This is a genomic window from Pseudomonas sp. LD120 (genome assembly GCF_009861525.1).
In the GTDB taxonomy this organism is placed as follows: Bacteria; Pseudomonadota; Gammaproteobacteria; order Pseudomonadales; family Pseudomonadaceae; genus Aquipseudomonas.
The window spans coordinates 1320036-1343560 of the sequence record NZ_WVHL01000003.1; the positions used below are offsets into that span (position 1 = coordinate 1320036).

Below are 23525 nucleotides of genomic sequence, written 5' to 3' on the forward strand. Positions count from 1 at the left end.
GAGACTTTGGCTTTAACCCACCAGGGCGATGTCCTGGGGCTTGGCCCAGGCCTCGATCAGCCGCTCTGGTGTGCAGCAGGTCTTGCGTTTGTAGACGAAGTTGCTGCACTTCTCGGCGAAGCCCTTGCGGTTTTGCACCATGTCCATGTGCATCTCTTCCAGCTCGGCGTTGCGGCAGTGCTGCATCAGTTGCGGGTCGGCGTCCAGCTTGCGCTGGCGCAGGTGCTGGTAGCGCGGGTCGGTGAGCACGCCATTGGCCCGTTGCAGCAGCCACAGGCTGAACTCGTCCGGGCAGCGCGGGCCGATCTCTTGCACCATGCCCATTTGCAGGGCCTGGAGGGCGCTGATGGGCAGGCAGGCTTCGGTCAACTGCTTGGCCATGGCCTGGCCGACGGCGCGGGGCAGGCTGTAGGTCCAGTATTCGGAGCCGTACAAGCCCATGCTCTTGTAGTGCGGGTTGTAGACGGTGTCGGCGCGGGCCAGGACCACGTCCGCGGCCAGGGCCAGCATCAGGCCGCCAGCGCCGGCATTGCCGGTCAGGCCGCTGACCACCAGTTGGCGGGCGCTGAGCAGCTCCAGGCAGACGTCGTCGATGGCCTGGATGTTGGCCCAGGCTTCAAGGCCCGGCTCCGGGGCGGCCTGGATCACGTTCAGGTGCACGCCGTTGCTGAAGGCGCCGCGGCCGCCACGTACCAGCAGCACCTGGGTGTCCCGGGCCTTGGCCCAGCGCAGGGCGCTGACCAGGCGCTGGCACTGTTCGGTGCTCATGGCGCCGTTGTAGAACTCGAAGGTCAGCTCACCGACTCGACCGGACTCGCGATAGCGGATTGGCTGGTAGGGTTCGGTGCTGAACGGGCTGTTGGATACCGACCAGTCCAGCACCGGTACCTCGGCCAGGCGCTCGCCGAGCACGTGACGGGCCGGGCGCTTGAAGGTTTCTTCGCCGGGCTGGGGCTTGAGGCGCAGGGCGCCGATCCACAGGCTGTGATCGCCGCAGGCCACTAGCACCGCATCGTCATGCACCGCCAGCAGTTGCCCGGGCATGCCGGTGCGTGAATCCAGGTGAGCGTCGTACACGTAGTACTGACCACCAGCGAGGCTGGCCAGGACGCCGGGCTGGCCGTCGGCGGCGTCGATGCTGCGCTTGATGAACTGCGCGCTGTCGTGCCAGCTGAAGGTGCGGTCGCACTGTTTCATGTTCGGTTGCAGGCGGCCAAGCACCGCGGGGTTGTCGTAGTCCAGAGGGACGGGGGTAAAGCCGTTGCGGAATTTTTCCACCACGTCGCGGATGCAATGGATGGCGGCGTCGCTGACCAAGCCGTTGTACAGCTCGGACTTGCGCAGACCGGTGGGCAGGTTGAATTCGTGGGTCGACCAGATTGGCCCGGCGTCCATCTCTTCCACCGCCTGCAGCGCGGTGACGCCCCAACGCTTGAGTTCCTTGCTGATGGCCCAGTCCAGGGCGCTGGCGCCACGGTCGCCGACAATCCCTGGGTGGATGATCACCACTGGACGCTTGGCGTTGCTCCACAGCTGCTGCGGTACTCGGTCCTTGAGGAACGGGCAGATCACCAGGTCGGCCTCAGCTTCTTCGATCTGCCGGCAGACCTCTTCTTCGTGGGTGAACAGCACCACGCTGGGCCGATGCCCGGCCTGGCGCAGGTCAAGCCAGGCGCGTTGGGTCAGACCATTAAAGGCAGTGGACAGCAGGATGATCTTCAGTGATCGCATAAGCGGACTCTTCCGTGAGTGATAGCGGTGTGGCAAAGGGCTCCGGCTGTGCCGTCCCTGGCCGCAATGGAGGCGCAAGAGTAGAGGGGGGCTGCGGGGCAAGAGCTGACCGAGATCAATCAAGGGGGCTGCTGCTGGGATGGGCTGCCCAGTGGCATTGATCCAGGGCAAAGCGGCGGGCTAGAGGCGTTGTGTGGTGCAGAAATGACAAATCCCGCCACGGGGGCGGGATTTGTGTGCAGCCGGACCTGGCGGGGTCTTAGGCTGGGAACAGCTCGCTCAGCTTCATGGCCAGCATCATGTCGCCTTCGGCGCGCAGTTTGCCGCCCATGAAGGCTTGCATGCCGTCGGTTTCGCCGCTGACGATGCCGTCCAGGGTTTCGCCGTCCATCACCAGGGTGACTTGGGCGTCTGGGTTTTCGCCTTCTTTGAGTTCACAAGTGCTGTCCTTGACGACCAGCGAGAAGTGCTTGGAATCATCGATGCGGAAGCCGAAAACCAGGTCCAGGCCGGCAGCGGCAGCTGGGTTGAACTTGGCTTGCATGGCTTGTACGGCGTCAGCTACGGAGGTCATGGTTCGATCCTTTTATGGGTGGTTACAGCAAGGGTCACAGTAAGCCGGGCTCAGCGGAAAGTGATGAGCTCCGGAGCCTTCAACAGTTGCAGATGGGCGTGACTGTTGAAAGAAGCCAGGGACACCTCGCGACCGCGAAACTTCAGCTGGTTGAGCGAGGTGTTGACGATTTGCCAATTCAGTTCGAACGCCTGCTGCGCGGGCATCCGGGTAATCAGGTGGAGCAGGGCGGTGATGGTGCCGCCAGAGGTGAACACCGCGATTTTGTGCGGGTTGTCCGCTGTTTCGAGAATCCGCTGCAGACCGCCCTGGACCCGCTCGACGAAGCCCAGCCAGCTCTCCAGCCCGGGAGGATCGTAGGTACCGGCCAGCCAGCGTTGGATGATCAGGGCGAAAATACGTTGGAACTCGGCGCGGTTCTGCGCCGCGTTGCGCAGGATATGCAGCGCTTCGGGTTCCTGGGGCAACAGGTCGGGCAGCAGGGCGCGGATGATGGCGTCGGCATCGAATTCGTTGAAGGCGGAATCGATTTCCAGTGACGGGCTGGCAAGGCCTGCCGCGCTCATCTGTTCCAGCGTGGCCTGCGCGGTGTGCTGTTGGCGCCGCAGGTCGCCGGACAGGCAGCGATCGAAGCTGATGCCCAGCGCCGCCAGATGCTCGCCGAGCACGGCGGCTTGACGCACGCCGTTGGGCGACAGCACGTCGTAGTCGTCTGCACCGAAAGAGGCTTGGCCATGTCGAATCAGGTAGATGCTGCCCACGTCCACGTCGTCCCGGCACGTTGAAAGTTTTGCGAGGTTATGAGGATGCCGGTGAGCTGTCAATGAAAAAACATACGCTTGTTTGAAATGCTTGTTGGAGCCTCGTAACACGAGGTTTCGCGACTGGTGGCCGACCAGTCGCGCCGGTATGCTTGGGCCCATTCCGCCGCTCGTTGGTAGTGGTTCATGTTTGAGGAGTCCCTGTGGAGTTTTTCACCGAATACGCCAGTTTCCTGGCCAAGACCGTGACCCTGGTGGTTGCCATTCTGGTGGTGTTGATCACTGCCGCTGCATTGCGCAGCAAAGGCCGGCGCAAGGGCGCAGGGCAGTTGCAGGTCAGTAAGCTGAATGATTTCTACAAGGACCTGCGCGAGCGCCTGGAGCAGAGTCTGCTGGATAAGGACCAGCTCAAGGCCTTGCGCAAGGCCCAGAGCAAGACCGAAAAAAGCCAGAAGAAGCAGAAGAAACAACCGGCCGAGGCCAAGCCCCGGGTGTTCGTTCTGGACTTCAATGGCGATATCAAGGCCTCGGCGACTGAAGGTCTGCGCCATGAAATTACCGCCCTGCTGAGCCTGGCCACGCCCAAGGATGAAGTGGTGCTGCGTCTGGAAAGCGGTGGCGGCATGGTGCACAGCTATGGCCTGGCGTCCTCTCAACTGGCGCGTATTCGCCAGGCCGGGGTGCCGCTGACGGTGTGCATCGACAAGGTGGCGGCCAGCGGCGGCTACATGATGGCGTGCATCGGCGAGAAGATTATCAGCGCGCCGTTCGCCATCCTCGGCTCCATCGGCGTGGTGGCCCAGTTGCCCAACGTCAACCGCCTGCTGAAAAAGCACGACATCGATTTTGAAGTGCTCACCGCCGGCGAGTACAAGCGCACCTTGACGGTGTTTGGCGAGAACACCGAGAAGGGCCGGGAGAAGTTCCAGGAAGACCTGGACGTGACCCATCAACTGTTCAAGAACTTCGTGTCCCGTTATCGCCCGCAACTGGCCATTGATGAAGTGGCCACCGGTGAAGTTTGGCTGGGCGTGGCGGCGCAAGAGAAGTTGCTGGTGGACGAGTTGCAGACCAGCGATGAGTACCTGGCGGAAAAAGCCAAGAATGCCGAGGTGTTCCACCTGCACTATGCCGAGCGCAAGAGCTTGCAGGAGCGTGTCGGGCTGGCGGCCAGCGGTTCCATCGACCGTGTGCTGCTGACCTGGTGGAGCCGCCTGACTCAGCAACGCTTCTGGTAAGCCCCGAATTGCCGGCGCCGGCGTTGTCAGAGCTGGCGTAGTCGGAACTGGCTTTGAGCTGGCTTGCCAGCGAAAGGGCCCACCAGATCGCCGACGTCTGAGCTGGCTTGCCAGCGAAAGCGGCCGCAAGGTTTGCACAAGGCTCAAGCGCTTCTTCGTCGGCCAGCCGTCTCCTACGGCAGTTTTGACAGGCAGGCACAAAAATTAAGCCCTGAACCGGGACACCGGTTCAGGGCTTTTTGTTGGTACCAGGGCTTAGCGGCGACGGAACAGCGGCAGCGGTTCGTCGGTGGCGGCCTGGTAGGTCACGGAGAAGTCCTTGAGGCTTTCCAGGGCTTCATACGGGTCCTTGTCGGCCCGCAGTGCGTAGGCGTCGAAGCCGCAGCGGTGCAGGTAGAACAGTTGGTCGCGCAACACGTCGCCAATGGCCCGCAGTTCGCCTTTGTAGCCATACCGGTCACGCAGCAGGCGGGCGTTGGAGTAGTTGCGGCCATCGGTGAAGGCCGGAAAGTTCAGGGCAATGACCTGGAAATGCTGGACATCGTCACCGATTTCCTCGGCTTCTTCGTCCGCATCCAGCCACACGCCCAGGCCGCCATCGCGGGCCTTGAGGGCGTGGGCATGGTCGCGCCACAGGGCCAGCGGCACGATCAGGTCGTCGCAGTTGGAGATGCCGTCGAGGGTCGCGTCCTTGGGCAGCAGGTGCCAGGTTTCGTCGATGACCTCGTTGTTCTTAATGATTCGCTGCATAGACGCGCTCCTTGAAGAGGTCGATGCCAATACGTTGATAGGTGTCGATGAAGCGTTCGTCTTCGGTACGTTGTTCCACGTACACGTCGATCAGCTTCGAGATCACGTCGGGCATGTCGTCCTGGGCGAAGGACGGGCCGAGGATCTTACCCAGGCTGGCGTCGCGGCTGGCGCTGCCACCCAGGGACACCTGGTAGAACTCCTCGCCTTTCTTGTCCACCCCGAGGATGCCGATGTGCCCGACGTGGTGGTGACCGCAGGCGTTCATGCAGCCGGAGATGTTCAGGTCCAGCTCGCCGATGTCGAACAGGTAGTCCAGGTCCTCGAAACGGCGCTGGATGGATTCGGCGATTGGGATCGACTTGGCGTTGGCCAGGGAGCAGAAGTCGCCGCCCGGGCAGCAGATGATGTCGGTCAAAAGGCCGATGTTCGGTGTGGCGAAGCCGTTCTCACGCAACTCGCCCCACAGGGTGAACAGTTGGCTTTGCTCGACGTCGGCGAGAATCACGTTTTGTTCGTGTGATGTGCGCAACTGGCCGAAGCTATAGCGGTCGGCCAGGTCGGCGATGGCGTCGAATTGCTTGTCGGTGACATCGCCCGGCGCTACGCCGGTGGGTTTGAGCGACAGGGTCACGGCAACGTAGCCCGGCTTCTTGTGGGCCAGAGTATTGCGCGCGCGCCAGCGGGCAAAGCCCGGGTGCTCCTTGTCCAGGGCCGCCAGTTCGGCGTCCTGGTTGCTCAGGGCTTTGTAGTCCGGGTCGACGAAGTGCTTGGCCACCCGATGCACTTCGGCTTCGGTCAGGGTGGTCTGGCCGCCGCGCAGGTGAACCATTTCTGCCTCGACCTTCTCGGCGAACACTTCCGGCGTCAGGGCCTTGACCAGGATCTTGATCCGCGCCTTGTACTTGTTGTCGCGACGGCCATAGCGGTTGTAGACCCGCAGGATGGCGTCGAGGTAGCTCAATAGGTCCTGCCAGGGCAGGAACTCGTTGATGAAAGCGCCGACCACCGGGGTGCGGCCCAGGCCACCACCGACCAGGACCCGGAAGCCCAGCTCGCCGGCGGCGTTGTACACCGGCTCCAGGCCGATGTCGTGGACTTCGATGGCCGCGCGGTCAGAGGTCGAACCATTGATGGCGATCTTGAACTTGCGCGGCAGGTAGGCGAATTCGGGGTGGAAGGTGGTCCATTGACGGACGATCTCGCACCAGGGACGCGGGTCGATCAACTCGTCGGCAGCGACACCGGCGAACTGGTCGGTGGTGACGTTGCGCAGGCAGTTGCCGCTGGTCTGGATGGCGTGCATCTGCACCGTGGCCAGCTCGGCCAGGATGTCTGGCACGTCTTCCAGGGCTGGCCAGTTGAACTGCACGTTCTGCCGGGTGCTGATGTGCGCGTAGCCCTTGTCGTAGTCGCGGGCGATCTTGGCCATCATCCGCGCTTGGCGCGAGGTCAGTTGGCCGTAAGGCACGGCGACCCGCAGCATTGGGGCAAAACGTTGGATATAGAGGCCATTCTGCAGGCGCAGGGGGCGGAATTCTTCTTCGCTCAGCTCGCCTGCCAGATAGCGTCGGGTCTGATCACGGAACTGCTTGACGCGGTCCTCGATGATCCGCTGATCGTACTCGTCGTATACGTACATATAGGTCCAGTTCTCAGGCTACAGATGGCACAAAAGCGCACACGCTAACGCCACCCATGTAAGCAAATCTGCGCGCACGGCCGCGCACTCCGATCGGAGCCGGGGCACGATACCAGTTTGCGGTTATGCGCAAAAGTGATGTTTGAGTATATGTAAAGAACCAAAACGACTAACGGTAGGGGCGTGGCAGTAACCCCATTTGTGGTAGGGGCAATCCTGGTCTTAACTGAGACCGAGTCTTTAAAGCAGTCACCAACAAAACCTATTAGAGGCGATGCTATGAGTCATCCAACCAAGACAGGGAAAGGCGACAGCCGTGTTGATGCATGGGCGATTCTCTTTCTGATCATTCTGGTCGTGGGTACGGCCGTGTTTTGGGTCAGTCATCAGTAGGCGGCTAATGAAAAGAGCCTGAATTGTCAGACGATTATGGTCGTTTAGCGGTATTGGCCAATATTTTGCCAGCTATACTGCCTACGTTTTTTCTGGGGCTCTTTTCGTGATGTTGAAGGTTCTGTGTCAATGGGCGCTGTGGCTGTGCTTGCCGTTTTGCGCAGCCGCTCATGCCACCTCTGTGGTTTTTCTCAATCCGGGTAACTCGACCGAAACCTATTGGGTCAGTTATTCGCGGTTCATGCAGGCCGCCGCACGGGATCTGGGCATTGACCTGCAAATTCTCTACGCCGAGCGTAATCCACAAAACTCCCTTGATCAGGCCCGAGCGCTATTTCAGGGGGCGCATAAGCCCGATTACCTGATGCTGGTGAACGAGCAGTACGTCGCGCCGCAGATCCTGCGTCTTTCCCAGGGTTCCGGGGTCAAGCTGTTTATCGTCAGCAGCCCGCTGACCGAGGATCAGCGAGCGTTGATCAGGCAAAGCCGCAGCAGTTATTCCGATTGGATCGGCAGCATGATGAGCAACGATGAAGAGGCCGGTTATCAGATGCTCAAAGAGTTGCTGCGCAAGCACGGTCCTGTTGCGCAGGGGCAATCAATCGACTTGTTGGCGTTCTCGGGGGTGAAGGTCACGCCGGCGGCGCTGTTGCGCGAGCAGGGGCTGCGTCGGGCCTTGGCGGAGCATCCGCAGGTGCATCTGCGGCAACTGGTGTATGGCGAATGGAATAGGGAGCGGGCTTACGAGCAGGCGCAACAGCTTTTGCAGCGTTATCCGCAAACCCGACTGGTCTGGTCGGCCAATGATGAGATGGCCCTGGGCGCCATGCGCGCGGCCCGAGAGCTGGGACGTAAACCGGGTGTGGACCTGCTGTTCAGCGCGATCAACAGCTCGCCCGATGCCTTGCAGGCTTTGATCGATGGACAGTTGTCGGTGTTGGTGGCCGGGCACTTCACCCTCGGCGGCTGGGCCCTGGTGGCGCTCCACGATGATGCGCTGGGGCTGGACGCCCGGCGCTTGGGTGGCCCGGACTGGCAATTATCACTGTTTCACTCACTGACGCGCACCCAAGCCCAGCAGCTGTTGCGCCTGGGGGATAAAGTGGGCGCCAGGGTGGACTTTCGGGGCTTGTCCGCCCAAGGCAAGCCAGACGGCTACCGCTATCCCTTCGGTTTACAGCTGTTGCTGCGCTAATCCCGCTTCAGACCCCCGCCAAGTGCATCGCCAGCTTGGCGATGCCCAACAGCACCAGGACAAACAGGGTGGTAAAGACAAGGCCCAGCACAATGAAGTGGCTGGGCTTGCCGTGGCTGAAGTCGCGGGCGCGGTTTTTTCCGCTTTGCACGCCGAAGGCTGCCGCCAGCACGCTTTGCAGCATTTGCAGGAAGGTGGGGGGCTGATTGTCATTGCTTGGATCGTCCATAAATCCCTCGACACGGTGGGGTGTCAACAGAGCATAGACGCTGCCTGCGATGGCGGGCGGATGAGCGGGGGAGGCGCGGGTTGGCCAGCGAAGCGGCCTCAGGGACCGCCTTCGTTGGCAAGCCGGCGCTTACCGCGCCTGGGTCAGTTGTCGTAGCCCAGGTTCGGTGCCAGCCAGCGCTCGCTCACGGCCAGGTCCTGGCCCTTGCGCTCGGTGTAGCTCTGCACCTGGTCCTTGTCGACCTTGCCCACGGCGAAGTACTGCGCCTGCGGGTGGGCGAAGTACCAGCCGCTGACCGCCGCCGCCGGGAACATGGCGAAGTGTTCGGTGAGGAACACGCCGCTGCGGCCGGCGCGGCCTTCGCTGGCCTCGGGGTCGAGCAGGGCGAACAGGGTGCTCTTCTCGGTGTGATCCGGGCAGGCCGGATAACCCGGGGCAGGGCGGATACCGCTGTACTGCTCCTTGATCAGCGCCTCGTTGTCCAACGCTTCGTCCTGGGCATAGCCCCAGTATTCCTTGCGCACCTGCTGGTGCAGCCACTCGGCGCAGGCTTCGGCCAGACGGTCGGCCAGGGCCTTGACCATGATCGAGTTGTAGTCGTCGCCGGCGTCCTGGTAGGCCTTGGCCACCTCCTCGGCGCCGATCCCGGCGGTGGTGATGAAGCCGCCCACGTAGTCGGTGATGCCGCTGTCCTTGGGCGCGACGAAGTCGGCCAGGGAGAAGTTCGGCTTGCCGTCGGTCTTGATGATCTGCTGGCGCAGGTGATGCAGGCGCGCCAGTGGCTGGCCGTCGTCGCCGTAGACTTCCAGGTCGTCGTCCTGCACCTGGTTGGCCGGCCAGAAACCGAATACCGCCCGAGCGCTGATCAGCTTTTCATTGATCAGCTTATCGAGCATCTCCCGGGCGTCCTTATAGAGGGCGGTGGCGGCTTCACCCACCACTTCATCGGTGAGGATGCGCGGGAACTTGCCGGCCAGGTCCCAGGAGATGAAGAACGGCGTCCAGTCGATGTATTCGGCCAGTACCTTGAGATCGATGTTGTCCAGCACCCGGGCGCCGGTGAAGGTCGGCTTGACCGGCTGGTAGCCGGCCCAGTCGAACTGCGGCTTCTTGGCGATGGCTGCGGCGTAGCTCAGGCGTTCGGTGCGGGCGCTGCGGTTGGCGGTGCGCTCGCGCACTTCCACGTATTCCTCACGGGTCTTCTCGACGAAGCCGGCCTTGAGCTCCTTGGACAGCAATTGGGTGGCCACGCCCACCGCGCGGGAGGCGTCGGTAACGTAGATCACCGCGTCATTGCTGTACTTGGGTTCGATCTTTACTGCGGTGTGGGCCTTGGAGGTGGTGGCGCCACCGATCATCAGCGGCAGGTGGAAATCCTGGCGCTGCATCTCGCGGGCGACATGGACCATCTCGTCCAGGGACGGGGTAATCAGCCCAGACAGGCCGATGATGTCGCACTTCTGCTCCTTGGCCACCTGGAGGATCTTTTCCGCTGGCACCATCACCCCGAGGTCGACGATGTCGTAGCCGTTGCAGCCCAGGACCACGCCGACGATGTTCTTGCCGATGTCGTGCACGTCGCCCTTGACCGTGGCCATGAGGATCTTGCCTTTGGCTTCCGGCTTGTCGCCCTTTTCCAGCTCGATGAACGGAATCAGGTGGGCCACCGCCTGTTTCATCACCCGGGCGGATTTCACCACCTGGGGCAGGAACATCTTGCCGGCGCCGAACAGGTCGCCGACCACGTTCATGCCGGACATCAGCGGGCCTTCGATGACTTCGATCGGGCGGCTGAAGCTTTGGCGCGATTCTTCGGTGTCTTCGACGATGTGGGTGGTGATGCCCTTGACCAGGGCGTGCTCTAGGCGCTTGTTGACATCCCAGCTGCGCCATTCCTCGGTTTCCGCTTCCTTGACGCTGCCGTCGCCCTTGAACTGGTCGGCGATCGCCAGCAGCGCGTCGGTGCCATTGGGCGTGCGGTTGAGCACCACGTCTTCCACGGCGTCACGCAGCTGCTGCGGGATCTGGTCGTAGATCTCCAGTTGGCCGGCGTTGACGATGCCCATGGTCAGGCCGTTGCGGATCGCATACAGCAGGAACACCGAGTGGATCGCCTCGCGCACCGGGTTGTTGCCGCGGAACGAGAACGACACGTTGGACACGCCGCCGGAGCTCAAGGCGTAGGGCAGCTCGTCGCGGATGTAGGCGCAGGCGTTGATGAAATCAACGGCGTAGTTGTTGTGTTCCTCAATGCCGGTGGCCACGGCGAAGATGTTCGGGTCGAAGATGATGTCTTCTGGCGGGAAGCCCACTTCATTGACCAGGATGTCGTAGGAGCGCTTGCAGATTTCCTTCTTGCGCGCCTCGGTGTCGGCCTGGCCGACCTCGTCGAAGGCCATCACCACCACGGCGGCGCCGTAGCGCTTGCACAGTTTGGCGTGGTGAATGAACTGCTCCACGCCTTCCTTCATGCTGATGGAGTTGACGATGCCCTTGCCCTGGATGCACTTGAGGCCGGCTTCGATCACTTCCCACTTCGAGGAGTCGATCATGATCGGTACGCGGGAGATGTCCGGCTCGCCAGCGATCAGATTGAGGAAGGTGACCATGGCCTTCTTCGAATCCAGCATCCCTTCGTCCATGTTGATGTCGATCACCTGGGCGCCGGCTTCCACCTGCTGCAGGGCGACTTCCAAGGCCTCGGTGTAGTTGTCCTCGCGGATCAGCCGGGCGAACTTGGCCGAACCGGTGATGTTGGTGCGTTCACCAACGTTCACGAACAGCGAGTTGCGATCGATGGTGAAGGGCTCCAGGCCCGACAGGCGGCAGGCCTTGGGAATGTCCGGGATCTGCCGCGGGGCATAACCGGCCACGGCTTTGGCGATGGCGGCAATGTGCCCCGGGGTGGTGCCGCAGCAGCCGCCGACGATATTCAGGAAGCCGCTCTGTGCGAATTCCTCGATGACCTTGGCGGTTTGTTCCGGCAACTCGTCGTATTCGCCGAATTCGTTGGGCAGGCCGGCGTTGGGGTGCGCCGAGACATGGGTGCTGGCCTTGTTCGACAGCTCTTCCAGGTACGGGCGCAGCTCGCTGGCGCCCAGGGCGCAGTTCAGGCCCACCGAGATCGGCTTGGCGTGGGCCACGGAGTTCCAGAAGGCTTCGGTGGTCTGGCCCGACAGGGTACGGCCGGAGGCATCGGTGATGGTGCCGGAAATCATGATCGGCAGTTCAAACCCCAGCTCCTCGAACACGCCTTGTACGGCGAAGATCGCCGCCTTGGCGTTGAGGGTGTCGAAGATGGTCTCGATCAGGATCAGGTCGGCGCCGCCTTCGATCAGGCCCTGGGTGGCCTCGGTGTAGTTTTCCACCAGTTCATCGAAGGTGACGTTGCGGTAACCGGGGTTGTTGACGTCTGGCGACAGCGAGCAGGTGCGGCTGGTCGGGCCCAGGACACCGGCGACGAAGCGCGGCTTGTCGGGGGTCTCGAGGGTTTTCGCATCCGCCACCTTGCGCGCCAGGCGGGCGCCTTCTACGTTCAGTTCGTAGACCAGTTGCTCCATGCCGTAGTCGGCCTGGGACACTTGGGTGGCGTTGAAGGTGTTGGTTTCGAGGATGTCGGCACCGGCATCCAGGTAGGCTTTTTCGATGGCGCCGATGACGTCGGGACGGGTCAGTACCAGCAAGTCGTTGTTGCCCTTGACGTCGCTGGGCCAGTCGGCGAAGCGTTTGCCACGGTAGTCCTGTTCTTCGAGCTTGTAGCTCTGGATCATGGTGCCCATGCCGCCATCGAGTATCAGAATGCGCTCTTTGAGGGCTTGCTGGAGAGCGTGGAGGCGAGCACTGCGATCAGACATGAGAACTACCTGGTAGGGCCATTACGAAGGGCGTGGATCATAGCAAACCTGCATGGTTTTGCGGCATGTACGGGTTTTTCATGAATATCGCTCATGTTGGTCGTGGGGCGAGATCGGTAGAATTGCGGCGTTTTTTCTTTCGGGACCAGGGACATGCCGTTTCGTTTTATCGTCAGCAGCGCGCTGCTGCTTCTCAGTTCAGTGTGCATGGCCCAAGGTCCGGCTCCGGCGATTTCCTACACCCGCGACATCCAGCCGATCTTCACCGAGAAGTGCGTGGCCTGTCATGCCTGCTACGACTCCGCCTGTCAGCTCAACCTGGGCAGCGGCGAGGGGGCCGGTCGCGGCGCCTCGAAAATTCCGGTGTACGACGGTGAACGCAGCCAGGCCCAGGCGCCGACCCGACTGTTCTACGATGCCAGTGGCAAGGCGGCCTGGCAGCGCCAGGGCTTCTATTCGGTGCTTGATGCCCAGGGCAGCCAGGCAGCGCTGATGGCGCGCATGCTCGAACTCGGCCACCGCACGCCATTGCAAGCCAATGCCAAGCTGCCCAGCGAGATCGTCCTGGGCCTGAGCCGCGAGAACATGTGCCCGCAGCCGGCGGAGTTCGATGCCTATGCTGGCGCGCACCCGAAAGAGGGCATGCCGCTGGCGGTGACCGGCCTCACCGACCAGCAATACCAGACCCTGCAACGCTGGCTGGCCTCCGGTGCGCCCATCGATGAACAGGGCCTGACCCCCAGTGCCCGGGAAAGCCTGCAAGTGGCCCAGTGGGAAAACCTGCTCAACGCCCCCGGCGCTCGGGAAAGCCTGGTGGCGCGCTGGCTCTACGAGCACTGGTTCCTGGCCCATGTCTATTTCGAAGGCGGCGAGCCGGGGCACTTCTTCCAATGGGTGCGCTCGCGTACCCCCAGCGGCCAGCCCATTGACCTGATCAACACCCGTCGCCCCAATGACGACCCGGGCACCCAGGTGTATTACCGCCTGTGGCCGGTGCAAGGGGTGATCGTGCACAAGACCCACATCACCTACCCGCTGAGCGCGGCGAAGATGGCCCGGGTCAGGACCCTGTTCTACAGCGGCGACTGGCAGGTCACCGCCTTGCCCGGCTACGGGCCGGCGCGCCGGGCCAACCCGTTCGAGACCTTCGAGGCGATTCCGGCCAAGGCCCGCTACCAGTTCATGCTGGATAACGCCGAGTACTTCGTGCGCACCTTTATCCGTGGCCCGGTGTGTCGCGGGCAGATCGCTACCGATGTGATTCGTGACAACTTCTGGGCACTGTTCCAGGCCCCGGAACGTGACCTGTACATCACCGATCCGACCTATCGTGGCCAAGTCACGCCGCTGCTGGCCATGCCCGGGCAGAACGATGACGTCGGCAGCGTGCTCAGCCTGTGGCTGTCCTATCGCGACAAGCGCAACGAGTACGAGGCGCTGCGCCGCGACTTTTATGCCGAAGCCCCGGCGCCGAGCTGGTCGAGCCTGTGGGCCGGCAACGACAACGCGCTGCTGAGCATCTTCCGTCACTTCGACAGTGCCTCGGTGACCAAGGGCCTGATCGGTGAGGTGCCGCAGACGATGTGGCTGTTCGACTACCCGTTGCTGGAGCGCACCTATTATCAGTTGGCGGTGAACTTCGACGTGTTCGGCAATGTTTCCCATCAGGCCCAGACCCGGCTGTATTTCGACCTGATCCGCAATGGCGCCGAGCAGAACTTCCTGCGTCTGATGCCCGCCGGTACCCGCGAGGAGTTTCTTGACGACTGGTACCAGAACAGCGGTAAGTTCAAAATGTGGCTGGATTACGAGTCCATTAATGATGGCAAGCCCAGCGCCTTGAAACTCGACCCCAAAGACCCGAAAAAGGATTTTGTCCATCAGTTGCTGGTCCGTTATGGCGAGCTCAATGCCAAGCCGGACCCGATCAATCGCTGTGACGGCGCCTACTGCTCACGGCCCAATATCGACCCGGCGCTACAGGATGCCGAGCAGGCCCTGAGCCGGCTGACGTCGCGCCCGGCGGCGGGGCTCAAGGTCATCGATCAACTGCCGGAAGCGACTTTGCTGCGCATCCAGGCCCCGAGCGGCAAGCGCGAGTTCTACAGCATGTTGCGCAACCGCGCCCACAGTAACGTGGCGTTCATGCTGGGCGAGTCGCTGCGCTACCAGCCGGGGCTGGACACCCTGACCATCTTCCCGGGCATTCTCAGCAGTTACCCGAACTTCATCTTCAACGTTCCGAGCGAGCAGGTGCCGGCGTTTGTCCAGGCCATGCAAGAGGCACGGGACGCCGCCCGCTTCGAGAAGGTCGTCGATCGCTGGGGAATCCGTCGCAGCCATCCGCAGTTTTGGCAGTACTTCCATGACCAGACCCGCTACCTGCAGGAAACCGACCCGCTGGAGGCTGGGGTCCTGGACATGAATCGATACGAAAACCTCTGATCCGGAGCCGTTATCGCGCTCCGGGCAGCCATTGCCGGCTACCGGGGGCGCTATACCAAGGTCTATCCCGACAAAAACACTAGGACTTTGTCAGCGGCGTCGATTGGCGTAAACTGCGCCGACGTCTGCGAGGAACCACCATGAGCGCCATAACCATTACCGACGCCGCCCACGACTATCTGGCTGATCTGCTATCCAAGCAGAACACCCCCGGGATCGGCATCCGCATCTTTATTACCCAACCAGGCACTCAGTACGCCGAGACCTGCATCGCCTACTGCAAGCCGGGCGAAGAAAAACCCGAAGACAAGGCCCTGGGCCTGAAAAGCTTCACCGCCTACATCGACGCCTTCAGCGAAGGTTTTCTCGATGACGCGGTGGTCGACTACGCCACTGACCGCATGGGCGGCCAACTGACCATCAAGGCGCCCAACGCCAAAGTACCGATGGTCAATGCCGACAGCCCGATCAACGAGCGCATCAACTACTACCTGCAAACCGAGATCAACCCGGGGCTGGCCAGCCACGGCGGTCAGGTCAGCCTGATCGACGTTGTCGATGATGGCATTGCTGTTTTGCAATTCGGCGGTGGTTGCCAAGGCTGCGGCCAGGCCGACGTTACTTTGAAGGAAGGCATCGAGCGCACCTTGCTCGAACGCATCCCCGAGCTCAAGGGCGTGCGTGACGTCACCGACCACACGCAGAAAGAAAACGCCTACTACTAAGGCGTTCGCTGCGGCATGAAAAACGGCGCGCCGTGAGCGCCGTTTTTTTATGCCTGTCATCCAAGGCGGGGTGCGGGGCTTGCTTGTCGCCGGTGGCCTGAAAGCCTTTACCTTGCCGGGGTCAATCTGTTCGCCGCGCCGCACCAGTCGCGATCAGCGCCGCTGCATGCCCCTGCGTGCCCGCAGGCTCAAGGGCTCAAGGGTTCAAGGGCGATAGAGGTGCGCGTGGCCGGCGCGGTACAGCGACGATTCACTGAACACGTCGGTGGCCAGTACGCGGCCCACGAGGATCAGTGCCGTGCGTCGAAAGCCCTTGGCCGCGACTTGTTCGGCGATGTCCGCGAGGGTGCCAACGACCCAGTCCTGATCGGGCCAGGAAGCCCGGTGCACCACGGCAATCGGGCAGTCGGCGCCGTAATGCGGCAGCAGTTCGGCGACGATGTTGTCCAGGTGATTGACGCCCAGGTGAATCGCCATGGTGGCGCCATGGGCCGCCAGGCTGGCGAATGCCTCACCGTCGGGCATCGCGGTCTTGTCCGCATAGCGGGTCAGAATCACGCTCTGGGATACGTCCGGCAAGGTCAGTTCAACCCCCAATAAAGCGGCGCAAGCGGCGGTGGCGGTCACGCCGGGGATGATCTCGAAGGGAATGTCCAGCGCCCGCAGGCAGCGGATCTGTTCGCCGATGGCGCCATACAGGCTTGGGTCGCCGGAGTGCACCCGGGCCACATCCTGGCCTTGGGCATGGGCCTCTTTGATCACCTCGACAATCTGTTCCAGGTGCAGTTCGGCGCTGTTGATCACCCGTTCGGCGCGATGGCCGTCGAGCACGGCCTGGGGCACTAGAGAGCCGGCGTAGATAATCACCGGACAGCGGTGGATCAGGCGCTGGCCCTTGACGGTGATCAGTTCCGGGTCGCCGGGGCCGGCGCCGATGAAATAGACGGTCATGGCGGTTCCTGTGAAAAAAGGGCGGGAGCAGAGCTTCAGATGAAGATTGCTCATGATCGAGGGCGGGGATTATCGGGGATTTTACCGGCAAGCCGCCAATGCCAGGGTGGCCTGGGCGTATTTTTGCCGGGGAATCAGCAGTTTCACCGGGCCCGGGTGCAACTGTTCGGCCAGGGCCAGGGCGGCGCTTTCGGCCACGCCATAGCAGCCGGTACGTTCAAAGGCGATCTGCGAGCGGTGGCTCAGGCGCAAGGCATAAGGCGCCAATTGCGTGCTACTGAAACAGGTCAGCGGCAGGGCCAGTTGATCCGCCAATTGCAGCAGGCCGGGTTCGCTGCGCTTCAAGTCGATACTGGCCAGGGCGAGGATCTGCCGGCTATCCAGGCGATGGGCCAGCAGCACCTGGTCCAGCAGGGCGCGCAGGGTGGTCACCGGGCAGCCTTTCTGGCAACCCAGGCCGACCACCAGGGCCGGCGCTGCGCGCGTTTCGATCATGCCGAGTACAGATCGGTGTTCTTGCGCCGGAATAACCACGCGCTGACCAGGCCCAGGGCCAGCCAGAAGGCGGCGTTGGTCAGTTGCGAGGCGATCTTGAACTGGGCTTCCAGCGCTTTTGGCGCCAGCATCGAATGCACTTCAGGCTGGGGTGCGCCGATCACGTGGGGCACGGCGATGATGGCCACGCCCAGTAGCTTGAGCAGCCAGTTCTGGGCAAACACGATCAGGGCGATGCCCACCGCGGTGGAGGCGGCAGTGCCGACCCACCAGACCTGACGCTGCACCAAGTCCGCGGCGGCGGTGCCCGGCAACTCCGGCGGCAGGCCCAGGGTCGGCGCCAGGCAGAAGGTCGCATAACCGGCCAGGCCCCAGAGCAGGCCCTGGGAGGCGCGGTTGGGCGCGCGCAGGGTGTAGAGCCCGGCCAGCATCAGGGCGAAGCCGACCGCCACCACCAGGTTGCCGCCGGTGGTGGAGAGCGTGCGCTGCCAGCCGTCTTCCGGCTCCCAGGCTTCGGCATCGTGACTGTGGCCGGCCATGGCGCCTGCGGCGTGTTCATGGGCTTCGGCGGCCGGAGCCTGTTCATAGGTTTCCGCCTGCAGGATCAGCGGAGCGACCCACAAGCTTTGCAGCAGGGTCAGCAGCAGGGCCGCCAGCAGCCCGGTGAACCCTGCGGTTTGGGCAATACGCTTGATCATCTCGGCAGATCTCAGTGGCAAGGAAAGGCGGCGCTGTGACGGGTGTCGTGGGCGGCGTTGTGCACCGCTTCGAGATGGGAGAAACCGGCGAAATACACCAGGCAGGCGCCCAGCAGCGACGCGCCGATGGCGGCCACCAGACGCTGGCTCAGGGTGGAGGTGCTGCTGGCGGAATGGCGGGTACTGCTGATGGTCGACATGGCGCTTCCCTTTGGAGTGTCGGCGGGGGAGGAGCGCAGGAAAACCCCGCGTTGGCAGCACGCAGGGTTTGCAACAGCGCCCGCCCACCGCGGGTTTGTTAGGTGTGTGTTGCGGGCCGGTCTCCGGGCTCACGAGGGGCAGTGTCATGCCGGCAAGTGTCGCCTTCCCATGCCATTGGCACAGTGGATCTGACACTTCGCTCGCTTACCGTTGCGGGGGCAGCACCGGACTGGCCACGGCTTTTTAGTTAAGCACGTGATTCACCGGTTTCCCGTTTCACCCTGTGAGGGGCACCCGTAACAAGGCGCGTAGCAAATCATGGGCGGGGTGACGCCGTCAATTGCGGGTGCCGGCGCATTGCCGATTGACCGCCCCCCGCGCTCTGCGTAGCCTTGCGCGTTCGAGGTTCTTCGGCCAGCGGTCGAAGCTAAGAAGGGAACGCGGTCGATGCCGCGGCTGCCCCCGCAACTGTGAAGGGTTTGATTTCTGCAAGGCCACTGCTTGCGCGTTCAGAACGCCCGCGGGAAGGCGCAGGAACCGCCGGTCCAACGACTGGCAAGCCCTCAGCCAGGAGACCTGCCTCGACCCAGATTCTCACTACAACCGGGCGGGGTGATCCGGTGGCGAAATCTCCGCGCGCCTCTGCGCTGCGGCTCTCGTCCCGTATGCCCGCCACCTTTGCCAAGGGGCATCCGATGAAAACACTGGCCAAACTTCCCGTCACCATCGTCACCGGCTTCCTTGGCTCGGGTAAGACCACCTTGCTGCGGCACATGCTGGACAACGCCCAGGGCCGGCGCATCGCGGTGATCGTCAACGAGTTCGGCGAGCTGGGCATCGACGGTGAAATCCTCAAGCAATGCGCCATCGGCTGCACCGAAGAAGAGGCCACAGGCCGGGTCTATGAGCTGGCCAACGGTTGCCTGTGCTGCACCGTGCAGGAAGAGTTCTTCCCGGTGATGCGTGAACTGGTGGCGCGCCGTGGCGACCTGGACCACATCCTCATCGAAACCTCCGGCCTGGCCCTGCCCAAGCCCCTGGTCCAGGCCTTCCAGTGGCCGGAAATCCGTAGCGCCTGCACCGTCGACGCGGTGATCACCGTGGTCGACAGCCCGGCCGTGGCCGCCGGCACCTTTGCCGCGTTCCCCGAGCAAGTGGACGCCCAGCGCAAGCTCGACCCCAACCTGGACCACGAATCGCCGCTGCACGAGCTGTTCGCCGACCAACTGTCCAGCGCTGACCTGGTGATCCTCAACAAGACCGACCTTATCAACCCCGCAGAACTGGCCAAGGTGCGCCAGGAAGTGGCCGAAGAACTGCCGCCAGCGGTGAAAGTCATCGAAGCCAGCAGCGGCCGCCTGCCCCTGGACGTGCTGCTGGGCCTGGGTGCCGGCTCCGAGGAGCACATCGACGGTCGCCACAGCCACCACGATCACCACCACGACGGTGACGACCACGACGATCACGATCACGACGCCTTCGATTCCATCTCCATCGAACTGCCCCAGGCCGACGAAAGCCTGCTGCTGGACGCCCTGACCCAGTTGGTGGTCAAGCACGGCATTCTGCGGGTCAAGGGCTTTGCCGCGATCCCCAACAAGCCGATGCGTCTGCTGATCCAGGGCGTGGGCACCCGCTTCGACAAGCACTTCGACCGCAAGTGGGGCGCCGATGAAGCCCGCACCACGCGCCTGGTGCTGATCGGCCAGGAGCTGGACGCTGCCCAGCTCGAAGCGCAACTGCGCGCCGCGCTCAGCGTGTAAGTCATGCACCTGCTCAGGACCCAGCCCGGCGGTTTCGTGTCGGACGACAACATCGCCGACCTCGGACAAACCCCCGCCGAACTGGTGATCCTGTGCAGCGGCGATTCCAGCCTGGCGCTGCTGGCGGATGCCGCCGAGCAGTTGCCCGAGGACTACCCCAGCTTTCGCCTGGCCAACCCGATGCAGGTGCAGAACCACGCCTCGGTGGACCTGTATGTCGACCAGGTGCTGCGCCATGCCAAGGTGATCCTGATTTCCCTGCACGGCGGCATTGCCTACTGGCGCTACGGCGTCGAGCGGCTGGTGGCGCTGTCCCAGCGCGGGGTGCAGCTGATTCTGGTGCCGGGGGACGATCGTCCGGACCCGGAGCTCAGCGATCTGAGCACCGTGGGGCCGGGCGAGCGCGATCGCCTGTGGCAGTTCCTGCGCCAGGGCGGGCGCGACAACGCGCTGAATTTCTACCGTTGCCTGGCCAGCAGCCTGCTGGGGCGCGACTACCCCTGGAGCGAACCGCAGGTCCTGCCACGCACGGCGATCTATCACCCGCACAAAAGCCAGGCCACCCTCAGCGACTGGCAGGCCGATTGGCAGCCTGATCAAGCAGTGGCGGCGCTGCTGTTCTACCGCTCCCACCTGCAGGCGGCCAACACCGGTTTTATCGACCTGTTCTGCCAGCGCCTGCAGGCGGCGGGGCTCAACTCCTTGCCGATCGCCGTGGCCAGTCTCAAGGAGGCCGCTTGCCTGAGTCAGGTTGAAGACTGGCTGGAGGCCACTGCGGCCGGGGTGATCCTCAACACCACCGGCTTTGCCCAGTCCAGCCCCGAGGCGCCGCACCTGCGGCCGTTCCGGCGCAATATCCCGGTGATCCAGGCCATCTGCGCCCAGGACAACGAACCCGGCTGGCGCGACAGCGAGCAGGGCCTGGGGCCGCGGGACCTGGCCATGCACATCGCCTTGCCGGAGCTGGACGGGCGCATCATCAGCCGGCCCATCAGCTTCAAGGACCTGGCCTGGCGCAGCGAGCGCAGCCAGTCGGACGTGGTGTGCTACCGCGGCCAGCCCGAGCGCATGGACTTTGTCGCCGAACTGGCCCGGCGCTGGGTCGAGCTGGGGCGCCTGGACAACGGCCGCAAGCGCATCGCCCTGGTGCTGGCCAACTACCCGACCCGGGACGGGCGCATCGGCAACGGCGTCGGCCTGGACACTCCGGCTGCGGCGCTGAACATCCTCAAGGCCCTGCACGCCGAAGGCTACCCGCTGCCGGCCGAGTTGCCCGCCAGCGGCAGCGAGCTGATCCGGCAACTGCTGGGCGGGGTCAGCAATGATCTGGACAGCCTCGACCAGCGTCCGTGCCAGCAAAGCCTGGCCCTGGACGACTACGCGGCGCTGTTCCAGGCCCTGCCCGAGGCCAACCGCCAGGCGGTGCTGCAACGCTGGGGCGCACCGCAGCAGGACCCGATGTTCCGCAACGGACGGATGATGATCGCCGGCCTGCGTTTTGGCCTGACCTTTGTCGGTATCCAGCCGGCCCGGGGTTATCAGGTGGACCCCAGCGCGGTCTACCACGACCCGGACCTGGTGCCGCCCCATGGCTACCTGGCGTTCTACTTCTGGCTGCGCCAGACCTACGGTGCCCATGCGCTGATCCACGTCGGCAAGCATGGCAACCTGGAATGGCTGCCGGGCAAGGGTGTCGGCCTCTCGGAAAACTGCTGGCCGGATGCGTTGCTGGGGCCGCTGCCGAACATCTACCCGTTCATCGTCAACGACCCGGGGGAGGGCGCCCAGGCCAAGCGCCGTACCCAGGCGGTGATCATCGACCACCTGATGCCGCCCCTGACCCGTGCCGAAACCTACGGCCCGCTGCGTAACCTGGAGCAGCTGGCGGACGAGTACTACGAAGCCCAGCTGCTGGACCCACGTCGCGCTCGGGAACTGCAACGGGACATCCTGCAACTGGTGCGCGAAACCCATATCGACCGCGAACTGCAACTGGAGGGCGCGCTCGACAGCGACGCCGACGCGGCCATCTGGCTGCCGCGCCTGGACACTTACCTGTGCGACCTCAAGGAGTCGCAGATCCGCGATGGCCTGCACGTGTTCGGCGAATCCCCCGAGGGCCGCTTGCGCCTCGACACCCTGCTGGCCCTGCTGCGCATTCCCCGAGGCGATGGCAAGGGCGCCCACGCCAGCCTGTTGCGAGCCCTGGCCAAGGCCTTCGGCCTGGGCTTCGATCCGCTGGACTGTGCCTTGGCCGAGCCCTGGACCGGACGCCGGCCGCAGCCGTTGCGGCAGATCAGCGATGGGCTCTGGCGCACCGCCGGCGATGCGCGCGAGCGCCTGGAACTGTATGCCGCCGAGTTGATCGAGGCGGCGCTCCAGGGCCCGGTGGCGCAGCTGGATGAACCCGGCTGGGAGCCGGTGCAGAGCATTATCGACGGCTTGCGCGAGGTGGTTGCGCCGCGCCTGGACGCCTGCGGCCCGGCGGAAATGCGCGGCCTGCTGGAGGCCCTGAGCGGGCGTTTCGTCCCCGCCGGACCCAGCGGCGCACCCAGCCGCGGGCGTCTGGACGTGCTGCCCACCGGGCGCAACTTCTATTCGGTGGACGTGCGCAACCTGCCCACCACCACCGCCTGGCGCATCGGTTTTCAGTCGGCGAACCTGATTCTCGAACGCCACCTGCAAGACCACGGCGACCACCTGCTGCACCTGGGCCTTTCGGTCTGGGGCACCGCCACCATGCGCACCGGCGGCGACGACATTGCCCAAGCCATGGCGCTGATGGGCGTGCGCCCGGTATGGGCCACCGGCAGCCAGCGGGTCGACGATTTCGAGATCCTGCCCCTGAGCCTGTTGGACCGGCCGCGGGTCGACATGACCTTGCGGGTGTCCGGGTTCTTCCGCGACGCCTTCGCCAACCTGATCCGCCTGTTCGACGCGGCGGTGCAGGCGGTGGCGGCCCTCGACGAACCCGATGACATGAACCCGCTGGCGGCCAGGGTGCGCGCCGAACGCGCAGCCTTGATCGCCTCCGGCCTGGACCAGGACACCGCGGCGCGTCAGGCCGGCTGGCGGATCTTCGGCGCCAAGCCCGGGGCCTATGGCGCCGGGGTCCAGGGTGCCATCGACGGTCGCCTGTGGCAGAGCCGCGAGGACCTGGCCGAGGTCTACCTGAACTGGGGCGGCTATGCCTATGGCGGCAGCGACGAAGGCACCGCCGCCCGCGAGCAGTTCGCCACCCGCCTGAGCCAGGTGCAGGCGGTGTTGCAGAACCAGGACAACCGTGAGCACGACCTGCTGGATTCCAACGATTACTACCAGTTCCAGGGTGGCATGTTGGCCGCGGTGGAAAGCCTCAGCGAGGCCAAGGCCGCCAGCTACCACGGCGACCACAGCCAGCCGGACCTGCCGAAGATCCGCACCCTCAAGGAAGAGCTGAACCGGGTGATCCGCTCGCGGGCGGCCAATCCGAAGTGGATCGACGGGGTCAAGCGCCATGGCTACAAGGGCGCCTTTGAAATGGCCGCGACCCTGGACAACCTGTTCGCCTTCGACGCCACCACCGAGCTGATCGACGATCACCAGTACGCCTTGCTGGCCGATGCCTACCTGCTGGATGACTCGACCCGCGAGTTCGTCCGCCAGCATAATCCCCACGCCCTGCGCGATATGACCGAGCGCCTGCTGGAGGCCCAGCAGCGCGGCCTGTGGCAAGAGCCCGGCGAGTACCGTGAGGCCCTGGAGCACCTGTTGCTGGATATTGAAGAAGACAGCTGAGCCTGTAGCCGCTGCCGCAGGCTGCGAACGCCGACGACGTCGACGTCACGTGCTACCGCCCTGAACCTCCTCGTGACGGCTCTGCGGTGCCGATCGCAACCTG

At 63.7% G+C, this 23525-nt stretch carries 17 protein-coding genes and 2 riboswitches; of the genes, 6 read left to right on the forward strand and 11 right to left on the reverse strand.

All coding sequences use genetic code 11. The features are described 5' to 3' along the window. Positions 1-12: 12 nt before the first annotated feature. The 3 genes from PLD_RS12235 to PLD_RS12245 form a co-directional block, all read right to left on the reverse strand. Complete coding sequence (locus tag PLD_RS12235) at positions 13-1731, reverse strand: hydrogenase maturation protein (RefSeq protein ID WP_159892927.1); 1719 nt, start codon at positions 1729-1731, stop codon at positions 13-15. 259 nt (positions 1732-1990) lie between these two features. Beyond that, positions 1991-2305 carry an SCP2 sterol-binding domain-containing protein gene (locus tag PLD_RS12240; protein ID WP_011061945.1) on the reverse strand — a complete coding sequence of 105 codons (315 nt, stop codon included), beginning with the start codon at positions 2303-2305 and terminating at the stop codon, positions 1991-1993. Positions 2306-2355: 50 nt separating this feature from the next. Then, positions 2356-3066: a histidine phosphatase family protein gene (locus tag PLD_RS12245; protein ID WP_159892929.1), complete on the reverse strand. Its 711-nt coding sequence runs from the start codon at positions 3064-3066 to the stop codon at positions 2356-2358. Between the two features lie 203 nt (positions 3067-3269). On the opposite strand from PLD_RS12245, the gene sohB reads away from it, so the two are divergent. Further along, the gene (gene sohB, locus PLD_RS12250) at positions 3270-4304 is read left to right on the forward strand and encodes a protease SohB (protein WP_159892931.1); all 1035 of its coding nucleotides are present in this window, start codon (positions 3270-3272) and stop codon (positions 4302-4304) included. 255 nt (positions 4305-4559) lie between these two features. Here sohB and PLD_RS12255 read toward each other — a convergent pair whose 3' ends face one another. Together PLD_RS12255 and PLD_RS12260 are read right to left on the reverse strand one after the other, a co-directional pair. Then, positions 4560-5054, reverse strand: coding sequence for a DUF934 domain-containing protein (locus tag PLD_RS12255; RefSeq protein WP_159892932.1), 495 nt, complete (start codon positions 5052-5054; stop codon positions 4560-4562). Next, on the reverse strand, positions 5038-6696 hold the full coding sequence (locus PLD_RS12260; RefSeq protein WP_159892934.1) for a nitrite/sulfite reductase: 1659 nt from the start codon (positions 6694-6696) through the stop codon (positions 5038-5040). The genes PLD_RS12255 and PLD_RS12260 overlap by 17 nt, the downstream gene beginning before the upstream one ends. Before the next feature lie 502 nt (positions 6697-7198). Between PLD_RS12260 and PLD_RS12265 the strand changes: the two genes are divergently transcribed. Then, positions 7199-8284 (forward strand): ABC transporter substrate-binding protein, encoded by a 1086-nt coding sequence (locus PLD_RS12265; RefSeq protein ID WP_159893496.1) that lies wholly within the window; start codon positions 7199-7201, stop codon positions 8282-8284. A 7-nt stretch (positions 8285-8291) separates the two neighbouring features. On the opposite strand, the gene PLD_RS12270 is transcribed toward PLD_RS12265, so the two are convergent. Beyond that, entirely contained in the window at positions 8292-8513 is a 222-nt protein-coding gene (locus PLD_RS12270; RefSeq protein ID WP_159892936.1) for a DUF2970 domain-containing protein, read from the reverse strand. A 143-nt stretch (positions 8514-8656) separates the two neighbouring features. After that, complete coding sequence (gene metH, locus PLD_RS12275; protein ID WP_159892938.1) at positions 8657-12367, reverse strand: methionine synthase; 3711 nt, start codon at positions 12365-12367, stop codon at positions 8657-8659. A 153-nt stretch (positions 12368-12520) separates the two neighbouring features. Here metH and PLD_RS12280 point away from each other — a divergent pair, with 153 nt between their 5' ends. Together PLD_RS12280 and nfuA are read left to right on the forward strand one after the other, a co-directional pair. Continuing rightward, positions 12521-14812, forward strand: a complete 2292-nt coding sequence (locus PLD_RS12280; protein WP_159892940.1) for a fatty acid cis/trans isomerase — start codon at positions 12521-12523, stop codon at positions 14810-14812. 140 nt (positions 14813-14952) lie between these two features. Beyond that, entirely contained in the window at positions 14953-15537 is a 585-nt protein-coding gene (gene nfuA / locus PLD_RS12285) for a Fe-S biogenesis protein NfuA (protein WP_047305029.1), read from the forward strand. Between the two features lie 204 nt (positions 15538-15741). On the opposite strand, the gene cobM is transcribed toward nfuA, so the two are convergent. From cobM to PLD_RS12305, 4 genes are all read right to left on the reverse strand, one after another. Then, complete coding sequence (gene cobM, locus PLD_RS12290) at positions 15742-16488, reverse strand: precorrin-4 C(11)-methyltransferase (RefSeq protein ID WP_159892942.1); 747 nt, start codon at positions 16486-16488, stop codon at positions 15742-15744. A gap of 81 nt (positions 16489-16569) precedes the next feature. Continuing rightward, positions 16570-16983, reverse strand: a complete 414-nt coding sequence (locus PLD_RS12295) for a cobalamin biosynthesis protein (protein WP_159892944.1) — start codon at positions 16981-16983, stop codon at positions 16570-16572. Continuing rightward, positions 16980-17681: a CbtA family protein gene (locus tag PLD_RS12300; protein WP_159892946.1), complete on the reverse strand. Its 702-nt coding sequence runs from the start codon at positions 17679-17681 to the stop codon at positions 16980-16982. The genes PLD_RS12295 and PLD_RS12300 overlap by 4 nt, the downstream gene beginning before the upstream one ends. 11 nt (positions 17682-17692) lie before the next feature. Beyond that, the gene (locus tag PLD_RS12305) at positions 17693-17881 is read right to left on the reverse strand and encodes a CbtB domain-containing protein (protein ID WP_159892948.1); all 189 of its coding nucleotides are present in this window, start codon (positions 17879-17881) and stop codon (positions 17693-17695) included. Between the two features lie 96 nt (positions 17882-17977). Then, a riboswitch (cobalamin riboswitch) is annotated at positions 17978-18195 on the reverse strand. A 73-nt stretch (positions 18196-18268) separates the two neighbouring features. Continuing rightward, positions 18269-18481: riboswitch (cobalamin riboswitch) on the forward strand. 96 nt (positions 18482-18577) lie between these two features. On the opposite strand from PLD_RS12305, the gene cobW reads away from it, so the two are divergent. Both cobW and cobN read left to right on the forward strand, forming a co-directional pair. Then, complete coding sequence (gene cobW, locus PLD_RS12310; RefSeq protein WP_159892950.1) at positions 18578-19645, forward strand: cobalamin biosynthesis protein CobW; 1068 nt, start codon at positions 18578-18580, stop codon at positions 19643-19645. 3 nt (positions 19646-19648) lie between these two features. Continuing rightward, positions 19649-23422 carry a cobaltochelatase subunit CobN gene (cobN, locus tag PLD_RS12315; protein WP_159892952.1) on the forward strand — a complete coding sequence of 1258 codons (3774 nt, stop codon included), beginning with the start codon at positions 19649-19651 and terminating at the stop codon, positions 23420-23422. The last annotated feature ends 103 nt before the right edge of the window (positions 23423-23525 follow it).